This window comes from Kitasatospora sp. NPDC059795, assembly GCF_042732175.1.
Classification (GTDB): domain Bacteria; phylum Actinomycetota; class Actinomycetes; order Streptomycetales; family Streptomycetaceae; genus Kitasatospora.
This window is the reverse complement of sequence record NZ_JBHWID010000004.1, coordinates 71037-89920: the sequence shown is the minus strand read 5'-3', so window position 1 is coordinate 89920 and position 18884 is coordinate 71037. Positions and strand designations below refer to the sequence as shown.

Genomic DNA, 18884 nt, shown 5'->3' with positions numbered 1-18884 from the left:
CTTCGAATCAGCCCCTCTGCGTGCAGGGTACGCACTCCGGCACCCCGTCGTACCCAGTTCTTCGGGAATCACCTGCGGGATCGCCGATCCTGCCCTCATCCGGGCCCGTGACCTGGTATGGGGCTCTCGGATCCGATCGGGCGCGCGGGCACCGCACGCGCCCCTGCGCTCCGCAGGCCCGGCGGGGGCCGGGCGCCGAACGGGTCAGTGCCGTTGCTGCAGGGACGCCAGGACGGCGGTGGCCATGCCCTGCTGGCCCTGTGCGTTCGGATGGATCGGGGCCAGGCCGCCCGACGCACCGAGGGGTTCGATCCAGCGGGTGCCCTCCGCCTCGCACATGTCGTGCCCGGTGGACGAGGTGTAGGTGTCGACGAAGGTCACACCGGCCGCCTCGGCCCGTTGGCGGAGCATGGCATTCAGCTGCTGTTCCTGCTCGGTGACGAATCCGACGTCGGCCGCCGCGATGCCGTTGCCCAGGGTCTCGGCGCACCGTGTCGGGTCCTGCGGCAGCAGCGCCGGGTAACCGATCAGCAGGACCTTGGCCTCCGGTGCCCGCCGCTTCACCTCGCCGAGGGCGGTGGCGAGCCGCTCCCCGGTGTCCTGCATCTTCCGCTGGACCTCGCCCCGCCCGGAGCCGGTGGTGTAGTAGCTGCGGCAGGGCGCGTCGCTACCGCCGCCGATCAGGCCGTGCTTGACGTTCTCCAGTGCGCAGCGGCCCAGGACATCGAGGAATCCTGCGTCGTTCCCGCCCACGCCGAGCGTGACCAGGCGGGTCGTCGGGCCGAGCGCGTCCAGCTGTGGCGGGTTGGTGCCGTTGTCCGTCCGTTGGGCGGCCGTCAGGTCTCCCGTCCGGGCACCGCTGCAGCTGACGTCGGTAAAGTCCTGCAGGCCGAGCTGCCGGGCCACCAGGGACGGGTAGTTGACGCCGGACCGGCCGCAGCCCAGCGGTGATCCGCCCTGCGGCGGGATGCGCAGGCCGGAGGTGTAGGAGTCCCCGAGCGCCACGTACGGCCCGGTGATGGGCGTGGCGGAGGGGCTGGGCGATGCCGACCGGTCGGGGCGCGGCTTCGGCGAGGTCTCGGTGGCGCTGCACGCCGCAGTGCCGATCAGCACCGCGGCGGTGACGGCCAGCAGGCGGCGGCGCACCTACTCCGCGCCGCGCTCGTGCTCGGCGAGGAACTCCTCGAAACGGCGCCCCAGCTCGTCGGCCGAGGGCAGGTCGGTGGTCTCGGCGAGCAGGCTCTCGCGGTCGGCCGCGCCGGAGACCGCGTCGTACTGGCTCTCCATGCCCTGGATCGCAGAACGCAGTTCGCCGTCGCCCTGGGAGAGTTGGTCCTCGATCTCGGCGTAGACCTCGTTGACCCGGGCGCGCAGTTCGCTGCCCGGCACGACGAGGCCGGTCGCGGACTGCACGGCCTCAAGGATCACCACGGCGGCGGCCGGGTACGCGGAGCGGGCGATGTAGTGCGGGACGTGCGCGGCGAAGCCCAGCACGTCGTGGCCGGACTCGGCGAGCCGGTACTCGACCAAGGCTTGCGCGCTGCCCGGGACCTGCGCCTGGTCGAACCACTTGGGGTGGCCGGCCGCCAGGTCGATCCGGTTCCCGTGCGGGGTGATGCTGACCGGCCGGGTGTGCGGCACGCCCATCGGGATGCCGTGGAAGGAGAGGGCCAGGCGGATCTCGAAGCGCTCCACCAGATCCCGGACGGCGGCGGCGAACAGCTCCCACTCGGTGTCCGGCTCGGGGCCGGTGAGCACCAGGAACGGCGCGCCGACGGAGTCGCGCACCAGTTGTAGGAGGATCTCCGGCGGTTCGTAGTCCGTCCAGCTCTCCTTGTCGAAGGTCATTGCGGGGCGACGGGCCCGGTAATCGACCAACCGGTCGTGGTCGAACCTGGCGACCACCTGCGGCGAACCGTGCTCCAGCAGGTGTGCCACCACCTGGCCGCCCGCCTCGCCGGCGTCCATGAAACCCTCGAAGTGGTACAGCAGCACCAGGCCGGTACCGGCCTCCGCGGCGGCGCGCGCCGCCGCCAGGGCGGTCACGCCCTGCGGTTCCAGCTCGTACAGCTCCTTGGGCTCACGCACAGCGCACCCAACCCCGTTCCGTCTTGTCGTCTCGGAATGCTTTCGGATCTGATCAGTCCAGCGTGCGACGGCTCGCCGGAATTCCCGTCCGCGCACGCGTCTTCACTCCGTCTCGCAAATCCTCTCACCTCGTGGAAAAGCCGCTGGTCGTGGACGTGCCGGGAGGGCCGAACGGTAATATGACGGGGCGTCTCGGCGTGCCGAAAGGACCCGCGCGCCCCCGTTGGCGCGCCGCGAAGTGACGCACCGCCTTCTGGCGGGTATCGTCCTCTCGCTGCCTCGCATCGTCGCGTCGTCGCGCCACGCCGTCTGTCACGTCGTGGGCCACGCCCCGGTCCGTTGCGCGGCCAGCCATCCCTTGCGCACCTTGCCTTCACCTGGCCGCCTGCTTCGCTTCGTGATCTCGTTTCTCTCTCGGCCATCTCGCGGACGCACACTGTCCCGTCGCTCATCCCGCCGGATCGGTCCGTCGACCCGTGTCCGTACCGGCACCGCGCTGCCCGCCTCCGGGCTGCCGACCCGCCGCACGCCCGAGCCTCTGGCGTAGCGCGCCCGGGCGGCCGTTGTCCGGGGCCGGGGCGAACGACCACTGCCCACGCGCCGCGAACCCGGCACGGGGCCCCCGACGACAGCCGAAGGACCGAAGGATCCGTGCCCGTACCCGTCACCCTCTACGGCCGCACCGTGCGGCTGGAGCCCCTCGCCGAGCACCACGCCGCGGCCCTTGCCGCGGCTGGCGCCGAGGACCGTACGACCTACGCCTTCACCCCTGTCCCGCACGGCCTGGAAGCCGCCCGGGAGTACATCGGGCGTGCCCTCGCCGACCAGGCGGCTGGCCGGTCGATGCCGTACGCCACCGTGAGTACGGCCGACAACCGGGTCGTGGGCTCGACCCGGTTCCTGGAACTGGACTACTGGCAGGGGCCGCTGATCTGGCCGCCGGTGCCCGGCATCCCGCACGGCGACCCGCTGGAGGCGGTGCCGGACGCCGCGGAGATCGGGAACACCTGGCTGTCCCCCCGGGCGCAGGGCACCGGCATCAACACGGAGGCAAAGCTGCTGATGCTGCGGCACGCCTTCGAGATCTGGGGCGTGCAGCGGATCTCGCTGCGGGCCGACGCCCGTAACGCCCGTTCCCGTGTCGCCATCGAGCGGCTGGGCGCCACCTCCGAAGGGGTCCGCCGGGCGCACTCGCGCGGCCTGGACGGGGTGGTCAGGTCGACCGCGTTCTATTCGATCCTGGACGAGGAGTGGCCGGCCGTCCGCGACATCATCGAGATGCGGATCGCCGCCGCGACCTCGCCCAGCGCGCCCGACCCGGCACCGCTCAACCAGGAGTGCCTTAGACACGGCGGCTCCCTGGGCGGCGAGCCTGTGATCGGCAGCTCGCTGCTCCCGGCCGCCTGAGGTGGCCTTCCGCTTCCCGCCCCGGCGGGAAGCGACCCGTCCGGGGCGGGTGTTCGGCGGGATCGGCCCCCGAACGCCCGCCCCGGACGGCTCTGTGCCGCGTTGGGGCTTCGACGCTCTGTCGAGTTGTCAAGGAGCGCTGACCTCACGAGGGTTGGCTCCACCTCCGCTCCGGATGTGATCCTTCCGACACCCCGTGGGCTCCGACCCGCACTCCCCCTCAGCCCTGGCCCTGGCCGCCCTCGGCGTCGGTCTCCGAGCCGGCCGCCTCGGCGGCGGCGGCCAACTGCTGGAGTGCGGCGAGGTGGGCGGCCAGCGCGGCCCGGCCCTGCCGGGTCGCGGAGAGCCAGGTGCGCGGCCGCTTGCCCACGTAGCCCTTGCGGGCCCGCAGGTGGCCGGACGTCTCCAGGCTCGCCGCGGTCTTGCTGAGCACCGAGTCCGAGACTTGGCAGTAGTCGCGAACCACGGAGAACTCCGCTTCCTGGCATCCGCTGAGGAAGGCCAGGACGGTGAGCCTGGTCGGCTGGTGGAGGGCTGGGTCGAGCCCGTTCACTGTGCGCTGCTCATGCTCTGCTCCTTGAAGTGTCGGTTGATCAGGGCGAGGCAGGCCCACAGCGTGAGCCCGCCGCCCGTGCCGGCGGCAGCCCCGACCCAGGTCTGCTCCCCCGTGACCAGCCAGGCGACGAGGCCGCACAGCGCAGCCACCAGGACGACCGCAGCGAGCGCCCGCAGGACACGCGGCGGAAGCCCGCGCTCGACGAGGCCGGCGACGCCCCGGGCACGGGTGGCCGCCCGCACTATCGCCGCCTGCACCAGCACCAGCCCGAGCGGGCACAGCAGTATCAGCCACAGCGCCTGACTCTGGAAGGACTGCCCGATCGCCGCCCCGTAGGCGGCGACGGAGAGACCCACGCCCGGCCCGTACCACCAGGGCAGCGGATGTGGCCGTCGCGCGGCGGCCTCGGCCCGCCCCGCGATGGCGAGCGCCTCGGCGGGCGTGAGGGCGTCTCCGGGCGGGAGCCCTTCGACCTCTCCGGGTGTGAACTGCTTGTCCTTGGCCATCGAACCCCCGAGCGCCGTGCCGTCGGATCCGGCCCGCTGCCGGATCAAGTGCTGTCACTCTGACACATGCTTTCCGCGATGGAAAGCAATTTACCGATGGGTCGTCAGCAGCGGTCTCAGCAGCGCGAATCGATCTCCTGGAAGGAGCCGTAGTGGTCGGCCGTCCAGTACTGCTCGCCGGCGTTGCCGGTCACCACCCGGCGGGTACCCCGGTCGTCCGAACCCGGGGTGACCACGGTGAACTCGTGGTAGTAGCCGTTGCTCTGGCGCGGCAGGCGGCTCTCCCGGTTCTCGAAGACGATGCCGTCCGAGCGGTACGGGTAGGGGCCGCCCTTGGCGATCAGACCGAGGGTGTCGAGGGCCTGCGAGGGCAGCTTGCTGCGGCAGACGTCGGCCAGCGCGGTGTTGGTGGGAACCCAGGTGGGCTGGTCGGCGGACGGCTTCGTCGGCGGGGAGGGCTTGGGGGCGCTCGCGGTGCCGCTGCGGGTGGCCGTGGCGGCGGGCGCGGCGGACGGGGACTTCGCGGCACTCGGGCTGCCTGTGTCCGCCCCGTCGTTCAGCAGGGCGGTCACCGCGGCGACGAGGCCGGCGACCACCAGGACGACGAGGCTGATCAGGCGATTGCGGCTGCTCATGGCCTCAAGCTTGCCGTACCGGCTCACCCGAACGGCGTAGGCCGGACCGGAAAACCACCCGGTTCGGGCGAGGGAAACGCCGCCGGGGCGGGAACGGACGCCATTGTCCGTTCCCGCCCCGGCTGCTCCGTACGGCGGCTCTCCTGCGCCGAGCTCCGCCGTACGCCCCTCCGTACGGAGGGGTGCGGGTCAGTGATCCGCGCTGCTTCGTGTCAGCGCGAGTCGCTTCCCGCCGTCTCGATGGCGGCGCGGCCGGCCTCCAGGCGCGCCACCGGAATCCGGAAGGGAGAGCAGGATACGTAGTCCAGCCCCACCTCGTGGAAGAAGTGGACCGAGTCCGGGTCGCCGCCGTGCTCGCCGCAGACGCCCAGCTTGAGGTCCGGGCGGGTGGCCCGGCCGGCCTGCGCGGCGCTGCGGACCAGCGAGCCGACGCCGTCGCGGTCGATGGTCTCGAACGGGCTGACGCCGAAGATGCCCTTCTCCAGGTAGGCGGTGAAGAACGAGGCCTCGACGTCGTCGCGGGAGAAGCCCCACACGGTCTGGGTCAGGTCGTTGGTGCCGAAGGAGAAGAAGTCGGCGGCCTCGGCGATCTGCCCGGCGGTGATGGCGGCGCGTGGCAGCTCGATCATGGTGCCGAGCTTGATGTCGAGGTTGACGCCGGTAGAGGCGGCGACCTCGGCCAGCACCCGCTCGCACTCGTCGCGGACCAGCTCCAGCTCCTGGACGGTGCCGACCAGCGGGATCATCACCTCGGGGCGCGGGTCGGCGCCGGCCAGCTTGCGCTCGGCCGCGGCCTCGGCGATCGCCCGGACCTGCATTCCGAACAGGCCGGGGATGACCAGGCCGAGGCGGACACCGCGCAGGCCCAGCATCGGATTGGCCTCGTGCAGGCGGTGGACGGCCTGCAGCAGCCGCAGGTCGTTCTCGTTCGGGTCCTTGCGGGCCTCGGCGAGGGCGACGCGCACCGACAGTTCGGTGAAGTCGGGCAGGAACTCGTGCAGCGGCGGGTCGAGCAGACGGACCGTCACCGGAAGCCCGTCCATCGACTGGAAGAGCTCCAGGAAGTCGCCCTTCTGCAGCGGCAGCAGGCTGGACAGCGCGGCTTCGCGGTCCTTGTCGTTGTCCGCCAGGATCAGGTGCTCGACCTCCTTGCGGCGCTCCTCGCCGAGGAACATGTGCTCGGTGCGGCACAGGCCGATGCCCTGGGCGCCGTACCGGCGGGCGCGGTTCGCGTCCTCGGCGTTGTCGGCGTTGGCGCGGACCGCGAGGCGGCGGCGGCCGTCGGCGTGCGACATCAGCCGGTGCACGGCCTGGACCAGCCCGCCCTGCACGTCGGCGCCGGCGTGCAGGGTGCCCTCGAAGTACTCGACCACCGGGGACGGCAGCACCGGGACCTCGCCCAGGTACACCTTGCCGTTGGCGCCGTCGATGGAGACCACGTCGCCCTCGTGGACGACCTGGCCGTCGGAGGTGACGAACTTGCGGTTCTTGGTGTCCACCTCCAGCTCCTCGGCGCCGCAGACGCAGGTCTTGCCCATGCCGCGGGCGACCACGGCCGCGTGCGAGGTCTTGCCGCCGCGCGAGGTGAGGATGCCCTCGGCCGCGATCATGCCTTCCAGGTCGTCCGGGTTGGTCTCACGACGGACCAGGATGACCTTCTCGCCGGAGCGCGACCACTTCACCGCGGTGTAGGAGTCGAAGACCACCTTGCCGACCGCGGCACCGGGCGAGGCCGCGATGCCGTAGGCGACCGGCCGGGTCTCGGCGGTGGGGGCGAAGCGCGGGAACATCAGCTGGGCGAGCTGGCCGCCGGTGACCCGGTGCAGCGCCTCGTCCAGGTCGATCAGGCCCTGGTCGACCAGCTGGACGGCGATCCGGAACGCGGCGGCGGCGGTGCGCTTGCCGACGCGGGTCTGCAGCATCCAGAGCTTGCCGCGCTCGATGGTGAACTCGATGTCGCACAGGTCCCGGTAGTGGTTCTCCAGGGTCTCCATGATGGACATCAGCTCGTCGTACGACTTCTTGTCGAGCTGCTCCAGGTCGGCCAGCTGGAGGGTGTTGCGGATGCCCGCCACCACATCCTCGCCCTGCGCGTTCTGCAGGTAGTCGCCGTAGACGCCCTGGGTGCCGGTGGAGGGGTCGCGGGTGAACGCGACACCGGTGCCGGAGTCCTCGCCGAGGTTGCCGAAGACCATGGTGCAGACGTTGACGGCGGTGCCCAGGTCGTTCGGGATGCGCTCCTGGCGGCGGTACAGGCGGGCCCGGTCGCCGTTCCAGGAGTGGAAGACCGCGTGGATCGCCAGGTCCAGCTGCTCGCGCGGCTCCTGCGGGAACTCGCGGCCGGTCTCCCGGAGCACGATCGCCTTGAAGGTCTCCACCAGGGTCTTGAGGTCCTCGGCCGTGAGGTCGAGGTCGTTGACGGTGCCCTTGGCGTGCTTGGCCTCGTCCAGCGCCTCCTCGAACAGCTCGCCGTCGACGCCCAGCACGGTCTTGCCGAACATCTGGACCAGGCGGCGGTAGGAGTCCCAGGCGAAGCGCTCGTTGCCGGACTGGGCGGCGAGCCCGGTCACCGAGTCGTCGGAGAGACCGATGTTCAGGACGGTGTCCATCATGCCGGGCATGGAGAACTTGGCACCGGACCGCACCGAGACCAGCAGCGGGTTGTCCGCCTGGCCGAGCTGCTTGCCCATCCGGGCCTCAAGGGCGACCAGGTGGCCGGTGATCTCCTCGTTCAGCGAGGCCGGCTCGGTACCGGTCTCCAGGAACACCTTGCAGGCGTCGGTGGTGATGGTGAACCCCGGAGGGACGGGGAGGCCCAGGTTGGTCATCTCGGCGAGGTTCGCGCCCTTTCCGCCGAGAAGATCCTTGAGGTCCTTGTTTCCTTCGGTGAAGGAGTAAACAAACTTCTGCTTCGCCGCCACGGGTCGTTCTCCTCAACCACGGTTGCCCTGACGCCGGAGAACATACCCATTTCGAAGGCCGCTTAGGGGAGTGAATAGGTCGCACGAGCTCCGAAGCGGCCCATTGGCCAGCAGATCGAATGCCTGAATGGGCGTTTGCCTGCGTTGTTGAAATCGTCCGGGTGACGCTAGTAAGCCTTCAAGAAGTGAAGGCATCGCCACGCGGCGCTCATGCAGACCGGACACGCAGTGACGACATTCACGCCCACTGCGGTTCCCCGACTTGATTTCCTGCAACCAGCCGCAGCCGTCGACCGCGGAGCCCGTTCGGGAAGCGATCCGGACTTGTACACCTTGGCGAAGTCCGCTGACTGGTCGTCACTCGCCACGATATGTGGCCAGCGTCACGGGCGCATCTCAGCTGTCAAGCTGAGGGCCACTACGACGAGCGTCGCTTTCCGTAGACCATCGAGTCGCTCTGCGTTGCAGAATTTCGCCTCCTAGGAGCCCCACTGTCCATCTTGGACAACTCCCCTGGGCCGGTTCGGCCAGTGGCCAAGTGGGGCAGTTTTTGCCTTTCCGTACAGCTCATCCACCAGAAGTATCCGATTCGGCGTCTTCGCCGAGTCGGGCACACTCGTACGGATCGTCCAACCAGCCTTCGGGCAGGACGACCCGGTTGTTGCCGCTGGTTCGGCCGCGCGGGCCGTCGGCGCCGATCGGCCAGCTCTGCTCCTGGTCGACCAGTGCGAGGGTTTCGGCGAGTTCGTCGAGCGAGCTGGAACTGGCGAGCTTCACCCGCAGTTCGGAGCCGACGGAGAAGCCCTTGGTGTACCAGGCGACGTGCTTGCGGAAGTCGATGACGCCGCGGGCCTCGTCGCCGAGCCACTCCCCGAGCAGCTGGGCGTGACGCACCATGGCGCGGGCGACGTAGGCGAAGGTGGGGCGGGCGTAGTCGACCTCGCCCTCGAAGATCGACACCAGGTCCTTGAACAGCCACGGCCGGCCGAGGCAGCCGCGGCCGACCACCACACCGTCGCAGCCGGTCTCACGCATCATCCGCACCGCGTCGTCGGCGGACCAGATGTCGCCGTTGCCGAGCACCGGGATGTCGGACGGCACGGACTCGCGCAGCCGGGCGATGGCCGACCAATCGGCGGTGCCGCCGTAGTGCTGGGCGGCGGTGCGGCCGTGCAGGGCGATCGCGGCCACGCCCTCCTCGGCGCCGATCCGGCCGGCGTCGAGGTAGGTGAGGTGGTCGTCGTCGATGCCCTTGCGCATCTTCATGGTGACCGGGAGGTCGCCCGCGTTGCCCACGGCCTGGCGCAGGATGTCCCGCAGCAGGTTGCGCTTGTAGGGCAGCGCGGAGCCACCGCCCTTGCGGGTCACCTTGGGGACGGGGCAGCCGAAGTTGAGGTCGATGTGGTCGGCGAGGCCCTCCTCGGAGATCATCCGCGCCGCCTTGCCGACGGTCTCCGGGTCCACGCCGTACAGCTGGATCGAACGGGGCTTCTCGCTCGGGTCGAACTTGATCAGCTGCATGGTCTTGGCGTTGCGCTCGACCAAGGCCCGGGTGGTGATCATCTCGGAGACGTACAGACCGCGGCCGCCGCTCTGCTCCCGGCACAGGGTGCGGAACGGCGCGTTGGTGATGCCGGCCATCGGGGCCAGCACGACGGGCGGCCACACCTCCATGGGCCCGATGTTCAGCGGGGCGAACTCCGGCGCTTCAGGTGCGGCCGGGGTTGCCTGGGCGGAGTCGGGCGTGATGGTCATGCGCGGCAGATCCTCAAACGGGTAGGGCCCCAATGGCGGGAGTTCCGGACTCTCCATTCTCCCCCACTGCCCGAGCGGGCCGCCCCGCCGGTTTTCGCAGGCGCGCGGTGCTCCGTCAGTGGCGGCCGCCGATCCGGTTGACGGTGACGGTGCCCGAGGCGGTGACGATGTCGAGCATCCGTGACGAGGTCGAGTCCGGCAGGGACGGGTCGACGACCTGGGCGGCGCCTGCGCTGCTGAGGTCGATCCGGTACCGGCTGCGGTCGTCGGGGACCTGCAGCACGAGGTCGCCGGAGGCCAGTCGGGCCGTCACCAAGTTCGGCGGCCGGTCGTACTGCAGGGTGATCTGGCCCGAGGAGGAGACCACCTTGGCCTCCGCCGACGTCAGGCCCGCGCCGATGATCTGGCCGGAGCCGCTCTTGGCCTGGATTGCGCCGCTGACCCGGTTCAGCTCGATCTGCCCGGAGCCGGTCTCCGCCGTAGTGGCCCCGGCGATGTCGAGGATCTCCGTCCGTCCGGAGCCGCTGCGGGAGGTGATCGCGGTGGCCGCCGGGACCTGTATCTCCAGGGCGACGGCACAGCCGAACAGGACCCGGGCCTCCGGGCAGTCGACGGCCACCGACAGCGTGTCGGCGCCGAGCTGCTGGCTCACGACCGGTCTGCGCAGGGCCCAGCCGACCCGCTCGGTGACGACCACCCGATCGGTGCCGCCGGCCCGCACCGTCACCTGGGCCGGCCCGGAGTCGATGTCGAGCCGGTGGATCGCGTCGAAGTACGTCCGCTCGCGGACGATGTCCTGCTGGACCAGGGCGGCGCCGGTGGTCGCGGCCCCGCCCACCAGGGCGCAGGCGAGCACCAGCACCCCGATGATCCGCCAGATGCGGCGCTCCCCGGCGCTCGGCTCGGCGGCCGGGACGTCCGGACCCGGTGTCGGCAGCCAACGGGCGAGGCGGCCCTTGCCGGTCGGCCGCCGTTCGGGCTCCGGTGCCGTGGTCGGTCGTCGGGTCACTGGCTGATCTCCAGGAAGCGGAGCACGGCGAGCACCCGCCGGTGGGTGTCCTCGGCGGGCGGGAGGTCGAGCTTGGTGAGGATCGAGTTGATGTGCTTGGAGACGGCGCTGTCGCTGACCACGAGGGACTCGGCGATCGCGGTGTTGGAGCGCCCTTCGGCCATCAGCGCCAGGACGTCCCGCTCGCGGGGCGTCAGCCGGTGCAGCGGATCCTTGTCGCGGCGCAGCAGCAGTTGGGCGACCACTTCCGGATCCAGCGCGGTGCCGCCCTCGGCCACCCGTTGGAGCGCCTCGACGAAGTCGTCGACGTTGGCGACCCGCTGCTTGAGCAGGTAGCCGACGCCGCTGGTGTTCTTGGCCAGCAGATCGGCCGCGTAGCGTTCCTCGACGAATTGGGAGAGGAGGAGGACTGCGGTGTCCGGCCACTGCTGCCGGATCATCAGGGCGGCGCGGACCCCTTCGTCGGTGAAGCCAGGTGGCATCCGGACGTCCGCCACGACGATCTGGGGGCGGTGTTCCTCCACGGCGGCGAGCAACGCCTCGGCGTCCTCGACGGCGGCGGCCACTTCGTAGCCTTCGCTCTCCAGCACCTTGACGATGCCGATCCTGAGCAGGACGGAGTCCTCGGCGATCACAGCTCGCATGGCAGCTCCATGGTGATAGTGGTGGGGCCCCCACGGGGGCTGGTGATGGCAAGTGACCCGTCCACGGACGCGGCGCGTTTGCGCAGACCGGTGAGGCCGGTGCCGCGGGTGGCGTCCGCTCCGCCGATGCCGTCGTCGGTGACGGTGATGAGCAGCCGGTCGTCGACCCGGCGCAGGGCGAGGTCGACCCGGGAGGCCTTGGCGTGCTTGGCGGCGTTGGCCAGCGCCTCGGAGACCGTGAAGTACGCGACCGCCTCCACGGTGGGGGCTATCCGGCCCGGCAGGTCGACCGCGAGGTGCACGGGGACGGGGCTGCGTGCGGCGATGCCGGAGAGCGCCGCGTCGAGCCCGCGGTCCTCCAGGACGGCGGGGTGCAGGCCGCGGACCAGGTCGTGGAGCTCCTTGATCGCGGCCTGGGCCTCCTCGTGCGCGGCGACGATGACCTCCATCGCCTCGGGCGGAACGTTCTTGAGGGTGCGCCGGGCGAGGCCGAGGTTCATCGCGAGCGAGACGAGTCGTTGCTGTGCGCCGTCGTGCAAGTCCCGTTCGATCCGGCGGCGTTCGGCGTCGGCGGCGTCCACCACGTCCACCCGGCTCTGGGCGAGGTGTTCGACGCGACGCTCCAGCACCTCCGCGCGGTTGGGGCCGAGCAGGGCACGGACCGTCCAGAGGTCGAGCGCGGCGAGCAGGGCGGTCAGCCACGGGGTGAGGAACAGCAGGAGCAGGCCGCCGCCGGTGATCACCGCGCCGTCGATCGTCCAGCCGTGGCCGGAACGCAGGGGGTTGTCCATCGGGAGCAGCCAGACCCAGCCGAAGAAGCCGAGCAGCACGATCGCCGATCCCCAGAGGGCGAGGACGAGCGCGGCGCAGCAGGTCTGGATCGGGGCCGTGACCAGGTGGTGCACGGCCTGGCGCCAAGTCAGGCCGGCGCGGAGGCGGGACAGCCAGCCGGCGTCCGGTGGCAGTCGGCCGGGGATCTCCAGGCCTCGCAGGCCTCGGACACGGCTGCGCTGGGCGGTGGTCATCAGGTCGAACAGGGCCACCAGCAGGAGCAGGCCCGGCAGCAGCGACTTGCTCGGGACGCAGAGAGCGACGAGGCAGGGCAGGCCGAGCGGGAGGCCCGCGGCCAGGAAGAGTGAGTCCCGTCGAGTGCTGGTGGACCACGGCGCGCGCTCCAGGGCGGCGCGGAGCACCGCAGGGCGGGCCGCAGCGGGGCGGGCCGCCCGGACGGGGCGCGACTGGATCTTCGACTGGAACATGCGGCACAGCGTAGGGCCGTGCCGATCTCGGCTTCCATGGCCCGGGCCTCCGTCTTTGGGGTGTAGCTGGCTACACCCCAAAGACGGAGCCGCACGCTACCGACAAGATCCTTGCGCCACAGGATTCTTGACGGCATGACGAACACGAACCTGATGCGTTGCAGCCGCAGCCCGCTCTCCGCCGCCCCTGGCGCCGTCCTGGAGTTCCCGTCGGCCGGGTCCGAACTCCTCGACGGTGTGGGCGGGTTGGGCCTGATCGCCGCGGTCGGTCCGTGGTCGGTGCGCCTTTGCGCCGGCCGCCGCCCGGCCATGGAGGTGTACGAGTACGGCGAGTTGCTCGACGTGGTGGTCGAGTCCTCGCTCGGTGATGCCCAGTTGCGCGGAGCGCGGCGTGGCCGGGCCGATGGGTCGGTGGAAGGGCCGGTCTCCTGCGCATGGGGCCGATGGCCACCGGGCGCCTCGCCACGGCCGGTGCTGTTCCGGCCGGGCGGGCTGCGTCGCCGCGCGGTGCAGGCCGATGCGGTGCGGACGGCGGGCCGTTTCTGGTTCGCCTCGGTGGCCGGGGAGTTCCGCTGGGCGCAGGTGTGCGGTCCCTCGGCCCGCACCGGGCGCCCGGAGTCGGGGAGGGCGGCATGAGTGCGTTCGCTTCGACCCTCGTCCGGGTGAGCGGGGATGTACGTCCGGCCCGGTTCGGCACCGCGGGCCTGCGGGTCGGCCCGGTGCCGGTGGAGTTGCTGTTCCTGGGCTGCGGGATGGTCCTGCTGCCCTGGGCGGCGCTGCTCGCCACGCTGCCCGGCGGGTCGGCCTGGGCTGTGCTCGATGTGGTCGAGTCGGCTGCGCTGTCGGCCAGTGCGGTGCTGCTTCGGCAGGGCCGGAGCCCGCGGTGGCCGGCCTGGTCGGCGGCCGTGCTGCTGGTGGCCGACGCCGGGTGCGACATGGCGACGGCGGCACGCGGGCCCGAGCTGGTGGCGGCTCTGCTGATGGCGTTCTGCGCGGAGCTTCCGCTCGCGGCCCTGTGCTGTTCGGTGGCGCTCGGTCGGCCCGGTCCGGGTGCGGACGGCGCGCCGTCCGCACCCGGGCGCCGGGTCGGCCGTCAGCCGGTGCCGGCCAGTCGGTGGAGGCGGTCCCGAGTGTCCTGGTCCTGGGGCACGTACCCGACCAGTCGGGTGCTGCTCCTGGGCCCGAGCCACAGGTTCGTGTACTCGAAGCGCAGCAGGCCGACGTCGGGCAGCACGAACTGCTTGAACCCGTTGACCATCCCCGACACCTCGTGGCGTTCCCAGGCCTCTTCGAAGTCCGGGGAGGCCTTGCGCAGCCGACCGACCAACGCCTTCCACGCGGGCTCCGCCGCGTGGTCGCCCATCGAGGTCCGGAAGCGTGCCACCACCCCTGCTCTGGCGGCCGCCAGGTCCGCCAGGTTCCTTGCGAATGGAGTATCGGTGAAGACCATCCACATGATGTTGCGGTCCTCTTCGGGGATCACGTCCAAGTCTCCGGCCAGCCAGGTGTATGCCCGGTTGTACGCGAGGATGTCGAACCGACTGCTGATCACCACGGCTGGGAACGGGTCGAGTTGGTCGACCAGGGCCCCGATCGCCGAGTTGACGGTGGGGCAGTCCCGCACCGGAGCCGGGTCCTCGGAACCGGCCAGTGTGAACAGGTGCGACCGTTCGGTGCGGTCGAGCAGCAGAGCCCGGGCCACCGAGTCCAGGACCTGGGCCGAGACCTGGATGTCCCGCCCCTGCTCCAACCACGTGTACCAGGTGACCCCTACGGCGGCCAGACCGGCGACCTCCTCGCGGCGAAGTCCCGGGGTGCGGCGGCGGCCGACGGCCGGCAAGCCGACCTGTTCGGGCGAGATGCGCTCCCGGCGGCTGCGCAGGAACGTGGCCAGTTCGCGCCTCCGTTCGTCGGCGGGGGTGTGAAGGTCCGTGGAGGTAGCCATAGCACCAGGGTGGACCATCGCAGATCCTGTTGCCAGGTACTCCTTATACCTGGATAAACACCGCCTGGTACCAGGCTGAGAGGAGCCTCATCGTAGTACCCGTGACTCAGCAGACAGTGCTACCTCAGATCTCGTCGCCGGTCCGGCCCGCGGCACCCGCACTGGGTTCCGCCGGCCTGATCACCGTCCTTCTGGGCGCCTTCCTTCCGATGCTTGACTTCTTCATAGTGAACGTCGCGCTGCCGACCATCGACCATGATCTGGTCGCCGGCCCCGCCGTCCTGGAACTCGTGGCGGCGGGCTACGGCATTGCCTTCGCCGTCCTGCTCGTTCTGGGCGGGCGGCTCGGCGACTCCTTCGGCCGACGGCGGCTGTTCATCGCCGGAGCCGTCGCCTTCGCCCTCACCTCGCTCGCCTGCGGTGCCGCCCCCACCGCCTGGACCCTGGTTGCCGCCCGGGTCGCCCAGGGAGCCTCCGCCGCTCTGCTGCTCCCCCAGGTCCTCGCCACCATCACCGCCACCACCAGCGGTCAGCAGCGCGCCCGGGCCCTCGGCATCTACGGAGCCGTCGGCGGCATCTCGGTGGTGATCGGCCAGGTACTCGGCGGGTTCCTGGTCTCGGCGGACCTCTTCGGCACCGGCTGGCGCGCCGTGTTCCTGCTGAACGTCCCCTTCGCGCTGCTCACCGCGCTCATGGCGGCGCGTCATGTCCCGGAGAGCCGGGCGGAACGGGCCGCCGGCGTGGACCTCTCCGGCACGCTCCTGCTCACCGCGACCCTGCTGGCCCTGTTCGTTCCGCTGATGGAGGGCCGGGCTGTCGGCTGGCCGCTCTGGACCTGGCTGTCCCTGGCCGTGTTCCCCGTCCTCGCGGCGGCGTTCGTGACGGTGGAACGGCGGGCCGAACGGGAAGGGCGAGTGCCCCTCGTCCCGCTCTCGCTCCTGCGGATTCCGGAGATGCGGCGCGGCCTCGGCGTGGCCGTCCCCTACTTCACCGGATTCGGCGGCTTCATGTTCGTGATCGCCCTGCTGCTGCAGGACGGACTGCACCTCGGCCCGGTCTCCGCGGGCTGGGCACTGGTGCCGATGGCGGTCGGCTACTTCGGTGCCTCCCTCGCCGGGCCCCGGCTGGTCGGCCGGTTCGGCAGCCGGGTCATCACGGCCGGCGCGGTGGTCCAGGGCTCCGGCCTGCTGACCCTGATCGTCACCGCGCTGGGCGACTGGTCGCACTTCTCCCCGCTCCGGATGCTCCCCGGCGTCGCGCTCGCCGGCATCGGGCAGGGGCTGGTGGGCATGCCCCTGTTCCGGGTGGTGCTCTCCCGGGTTCCCGCCGAGCGCGCGGGGGTCGGCAGCGGCGTGCTGGCGACCACTCAACAGTCCAGCCTGGCCCTGGGGGTGGCCACGCTCGGCACCCTCTTCATCGGGCTCGTCCCCGCCCTGGGAATGGCGAACGCGCTGGCTCTGGTGCTCGGCATCCAGACGCTCGGTTCCCTGGTCATCTGCTGGTTGAGCATCCGGCTGCCGCGTTCGGTCGGATGACGGCCGCTCCCCCGCGAGCCGGGGCCGGAGCAGGCACCACGCCCACAACGGGCCGACCCGGAGAAGGCCGCGGCCCGCGAATAAATGGCGGGCCCGGCCTTCGGGTCCGGTGCGAGGATGCCCCCATGACGACTCCGGACATCCTCACGAGCGACGCACGTACCCGCGAGCAGTTGGTGGCCGCGATCGCGTCCGGGAGCAGGCCCAAGTACCTGCACTTCTGGGGTCACCGGCCGCAGCGGGACGCGCAGATCGGGTCCGGCTCCCTCAGTCAGTGGTGGCCGTCGCCGTTCACCGTCGACGGCGTCGAGTACGCCACCGCCGAGCACTGGATGATGGCCGGCAAGGCGCGGCTGTTCGGCGACGAGGAAAGCGTCCCGCGTATCCTCCGGGCCCGGACGCCCGCAGAGGCCAAGAAGTTGGGCCGCCTGGTCGACGGCTTCGACCAGGATGCCTGGGAGGCCCACCGCTTCGAACTGGTGGTCGCGGGCAGCGTCGCCAAGTTCGGGCAGGACGAACGACTCCGGCACTACCTGCTCCGCACCGGGTCGCGCGTCCTGGTGGAGGCCAGCCCGCTCGACCGGATCTGGGGCATCGGGCTGGCCGCCGACGACGAGCGGGCGAACTCGCCGTCGCAGTGGCGCGGGCTGAACCTGCTCGGCTTCGCACTGATGGAAGCACGGGCCCGACTGACGGGCTGACACCTCATCAACCCTGGTTGGCTGGACGGAACAAGCCCCGAACCCTCACAAGTGGGGCGAGTCGGGCGGCGACGGCCCCACGTCCACGAAAACCGTCGACCTGCCGCCGAATCTGCACTCGCATTTCTGTCTCGAAAACGTTATGACTTACTCCCGTAACGTGGCCGCCGTGCGGCAGCACCAGGATGGCCACGAGTCGTCATGTCGGGGGCCAAACGGGGGACCCCGTGGAAAAGTCAGGCGGGGATGACCGTGCGCGATCGGGGGCCGGAGTCGGCCGATGTCCAAACGCTCAGAGCGGAGTTGGACGAACTGCTCCGGGCACGGCAATTCGCCGCCCAACGCGAGCGCCGACTCAGTGAAGAACTGCGGGCCGGTCGCGGACCCGACCACGTCTCCGGGCCCGGCCGCCCGTCCCGGCAGCCCGACCCCGAGCTGCTCCGGCAGCTCGCCCAGGCCCAGAACCTCCGCGAGGGTCTCGGGGCGCGCTGCCTCGAGCTGAGCGACCGTCTGCTGGCCGCCGAGGACCGCCTGTTGCCCGGCCGCTCGGCCGCCGAGCCGCCCCTGCGCCCGGGCCGCGCCCCGGCTGGCCCCCTGGGAAGGGAGCGCACCGACCCCCAGGCTGGCTGGGGCGCGCCGCCGATCCCGCCCCAACGCCCGCACTCGTCCGCCGGACGCGACACGCCCGCCGGGCGACCGGACCCGGAGCGCACCGACCCGACCGCCGGTGCCTCGCCGAACCGTCCCCGCCCCGCCGACCGTCCCGAAGGATCCGCAGGACAGACCTCCTGGGCCAGAGCGGGCGCATCCGGCGATCAGGTCGCCGGCGGCACCCGGCCCGCCGGCCCGGGGCTCCCGCGCCGCGAGGGCTCCCACTCGGAGCGCCCCGGCCCGCACCACGGCCCCGCCGGCGCCTGGAACAACCGGCCCGGCCCCGCCGCACCCGTCGACAGGCTGTCGGCCCCGGCCGGGCAGCCCACCGGGCAGCAGGCCGGCCTCAGCAACGACCGCTTCCGCCCGGTCCCGTCGGGACGCGGACCGGCCGTACCGAACCCGGGCGTACCGAACCCGGCCGCACCGCATCCGGGCGGGGCTCCCGGCGTGGAGGACGCGGCGCAGTCGTCCGGTCCGATGCGGCCGCGGACGACGGTGGAGCTGGTGGCCCTGGTGCAGCGCATCAACGGCCTGCACCAGCGGGGCGCGGCACAGGAGTCGGCGGCCATCCTGCGCCAGGTCGCCACGATGATCACCGCGGAGGACGTGGCCCAGCTGGCCACGCTGCTGCAGCAGAACGGTCCGGCAGGATCCTCCACCTACCTGGCACGCTCGGTCTCCGCCGGGCCCCCGGAGCACGCGGCGGCCGCACTCGCGGTGCTGCGCCGCGACGGTCTGCTCGACGAGGCGGCCGACCTGTTCCACACGCTGTGGTCGGCGAGTTCGGCGGCACTGCCGGCGCTGCTGGCCGCCCTGGAGCAGTCCGGCCAGTCCGCCGACGGTCAGACCCTGCTGTGGGAACGCGCCTCCGCTCCGGCCGAAGAACTCGCCGAGTTGGCACAGCACTTGAAGGCCGCCGGGCGAACCGACGACATGCGCCACCTGCTGCGCCAGGCGGCGGGCCGGCCGATCAACGAAGTCGCCGCGATCGCCGGCGCGTTGAACGAGGAGAGCGCGGCGGAGCTGATCCGCGAACTGGTGCGGCTACGGTCCGCGAGTGACATCGGCCGGTTCGGCGCCGCGATCCAGGCGGCGACCGATCTGTACGACACCCTGCTGTTCGCCGCCGACGACCTGGAGGAGAGCCGGGCCCGCAGCGTTTTCACCGCGCTGCGCACCGGCGGGCTGCCGACCGAACCGTCGCCGCGCCCTCGCTCGCGGTCCCGGTCTCGTCGCTGAATGCCACAACCCGCCACAACCCGCCACACA

At 71.6% G+C, this 18884-nt stretch carries 16 protein-coding genes; 5 read left to right on the top strand and 11 right to left on the bottom strand.

The window, feature by feature from the left end; all coding sequences use genetic code 11:
- Positions 1-204: 204 nt before the first annotated feature.
- The gene (locus ACFV4P_RS09975) at positions 205-1146 is read right to left on the bottom strand and encodes an SGNH/GDSL hydrolase family protein (protein WP_380469270.1); all 942 of its coding nucleotides are present in this window, start codon (positions 1144-1146) and stop codon (positions 205-207) included.
- Complete coding sequence (locus tag ACFV4P_RS09970) at positions 1147-2088, bottom strand: PAC2 family protein (RefSeq protein ID WP_073812232.1); 942 nt, start codon at positions 2086-2088, stop codon at positions 1147-1149.
- Positions 2089-2739: 651 nt separating this feature from the next.
- On the opposite strand from ACFV4P_RS09970, the gene ACFV4P_RS09965 reads away from it, so the two are divergent.
- Positions 2740-3495 carry a GNAT family N-acetyltransferase gene (locus ACFV4P_RS09965; protein ID WP_380469268.1) on the top strand — a complete coding sequence of 252 codons (756 nt, stop codon included), beginning with the start codon at positions 2740-2742 and terminating at the stop codon, positions 3493-3495.
- Positions 3496-3715: 220 nt separating this feature from the next.
- On the opposite strand, the gene ACFV4P_RS09960 is transcribed toward ACFV4P_RS09965, so the two are convergent.
- The 8 genes from ACFV4P_RS09960 to ACFV4P_RS09925 form a co-directional block, all read right to left on the bottom strand.
- Entirely contained in the window at positions 3716-4048 is a 333-nt protein-coding gene (locus ACFV4P_RS09960) for a transcriptional regulator (RefSeq protein WP_380469266.1), read from the bottom strand.
- Positions 4045-4605 carry a hypothetical protein gene (locus ACFV4P_RS09955; protein ID WP_380469264.1) on the bottom strand — a complete coding sequence of 187 codons (561 nt, stop codon included), beginning with the start codon at positions 4603-4605 and terminating at the stop codon, positions 4045-4047. Before ACFV4P_RS09955 ends, ACFV4P_RS09960 begins: the two co-directional genes overlap by 4 nt.
- Before the next feature lie 68 nt (positions 4606-4673).
- The gene (locus ACFV4P_RS09950; protein ID WP_380469262.1) at positions 4674-5192 is read right to left on the bottom strand and encodes a ribonuclease; all 519 of its coding nucleotides are present in this window, start codon (positions 5190-5192) and stop codon (positions 4674-4676) included.
- A 212-nt stretch (positions 5193-5404) separates the two neighbouring features.
- Positions 5405-8113, bottom strand: a complete 2709-nt coding sequence (gene ppdK / locus ACFV4P_RS09945; protein WP_380469260.1) for a pyruvate, phosphate dikinase — start codon at positions 8111-8113, stop codon at positions 5405-5407.
- A gap of 567 nt (positions 8114-8680) precedes the next feature.
- On the bottom strand, positions 8681-9787 hold the full coding sequence (dusB, locus tag ACFV4P_RS09940; protein WP_380469929.1) for a tRNA dihydrouridine synthase DusB: 1107 nt from the start codon (positions 9785-9787) through the stop codon (positions 8681-8683).
- Between the two features lie 196 nt (positions 9788-9983).
- On the bottom strand, positions 9984-10877 hold the full coding sequence (locus ACFV4P_RS09935) for a DUF4097 family beta strand repeat-containing protein (RefSeq protein ID WP_380469258.1): 894 nt from the start codon (positions 10875-10877) through the stop codon (positions 9984-9986).
- Positions 10874-11521 carry a response regulator gene (locus ACFV4P_RS09930; RefSeq protein ID WP_380469256.1) on the bottom strand — a complete coding sequence of 216 codons (648 nt, stop codon included), beginning with the start codon at positions 11519-11521 and terminating at the stop codon, positions 10874-10876. Before ACFV4P_RS09930 ends, ACFV4P_RS09935 begins: the two co-directional genes overlap by 4 nt.
- The gene (locus ACFV4P_RS09925; RefSeq protein ID WP_380469254.1) at positions 11509-12780 is read right to left on the bottom strand and encodes a histidine kinase; all 1272 of its coding nucleotides are present in this window, start codon (positions 12778-12780) and stop codon (positions 11509-11511) included. The genes ACFV4P_RS09930 and ACFV4P_RS09925 overlap by 13 nt, the downstream gene beginning before the upstream one ends.
- A gap of 135 nt (positions 12781-12915) precedes the next feature.
- Here ACFV4P_RS09925 and ACFV4P_RS09920 point away from each other — a divergent pair, with 135 nt between their 5' ends.
- On the top strand, positions 12916-13416 hold the full coding sequence (locus ACFV4P_RS09920; protein WP_380469251.1) for a hypothetical protein: 501 nt from the start codon (positions 12916-12918) through the stop codon (positions 13414-13416).
- 457 nt (positions 13417-13873) lie between these two features.
- Here the strand turns inward: ACFV4P_RS09920 and ACFV4P_RS09915 are convergent, their stop codons facing one another.
- Positions 13874-14725: a helix-turn-helix transcriptional regulator gene (locus ACFV4P_RS09915; RefSeq protein ID WP_380469248.1), complete on the bottom strand. Its 852-nt coding sequence runs from the start codon at positions 14723-14725 to the stop codon at positions 13874-13876.
- Between the two features lie 101 nt (positions 14726-14826).
- Between ACFV4P_RS09915 and ACFV4P_RS09910 the strand changes: the two genes are divergently transcribed.
- The 3 genes from ACFV4P_RS09910 to ACFV4P_RS09900 all read left to right on the top strand — a co-directional run bounded on the left by ACFV4P_RS09910 (position 14827) and on the right by ACFV4P_RS09900 (position 18854).
- Positions 14827-16260, top strand: coding sequence for an MFS transporter (locus ACFV4P_RS09910; protein ID WP_380469246.1), 1434 nt, complete (start codon positions 14827-14829; stop codon positions 16258-16260).
- Between the two features lie 125 nt (positions 16261-16385).
- Positions 16386-16961: an NADAR family protein gene (locus ACFV4P_RS09905; RefSeq protein WP_380469244.1), complete on the top strand. Its 576-nt coding sequence runs from the start codon at positions 16386-16388 to the stop codon at positions 16959-16961.
- A 303-nt stretch (positions 16962-17264) separates the two neighbouring features.
- Entirely contained in the window at positions 17265-18854 is a 1590-nt protein-coding gene (locus ACFV4P_RS09900) for a hypothetical protein (protein WP_380469241.1), read from the top strand.
- Positions 18855-18884 lie beyond the last annotated feature (30 nt).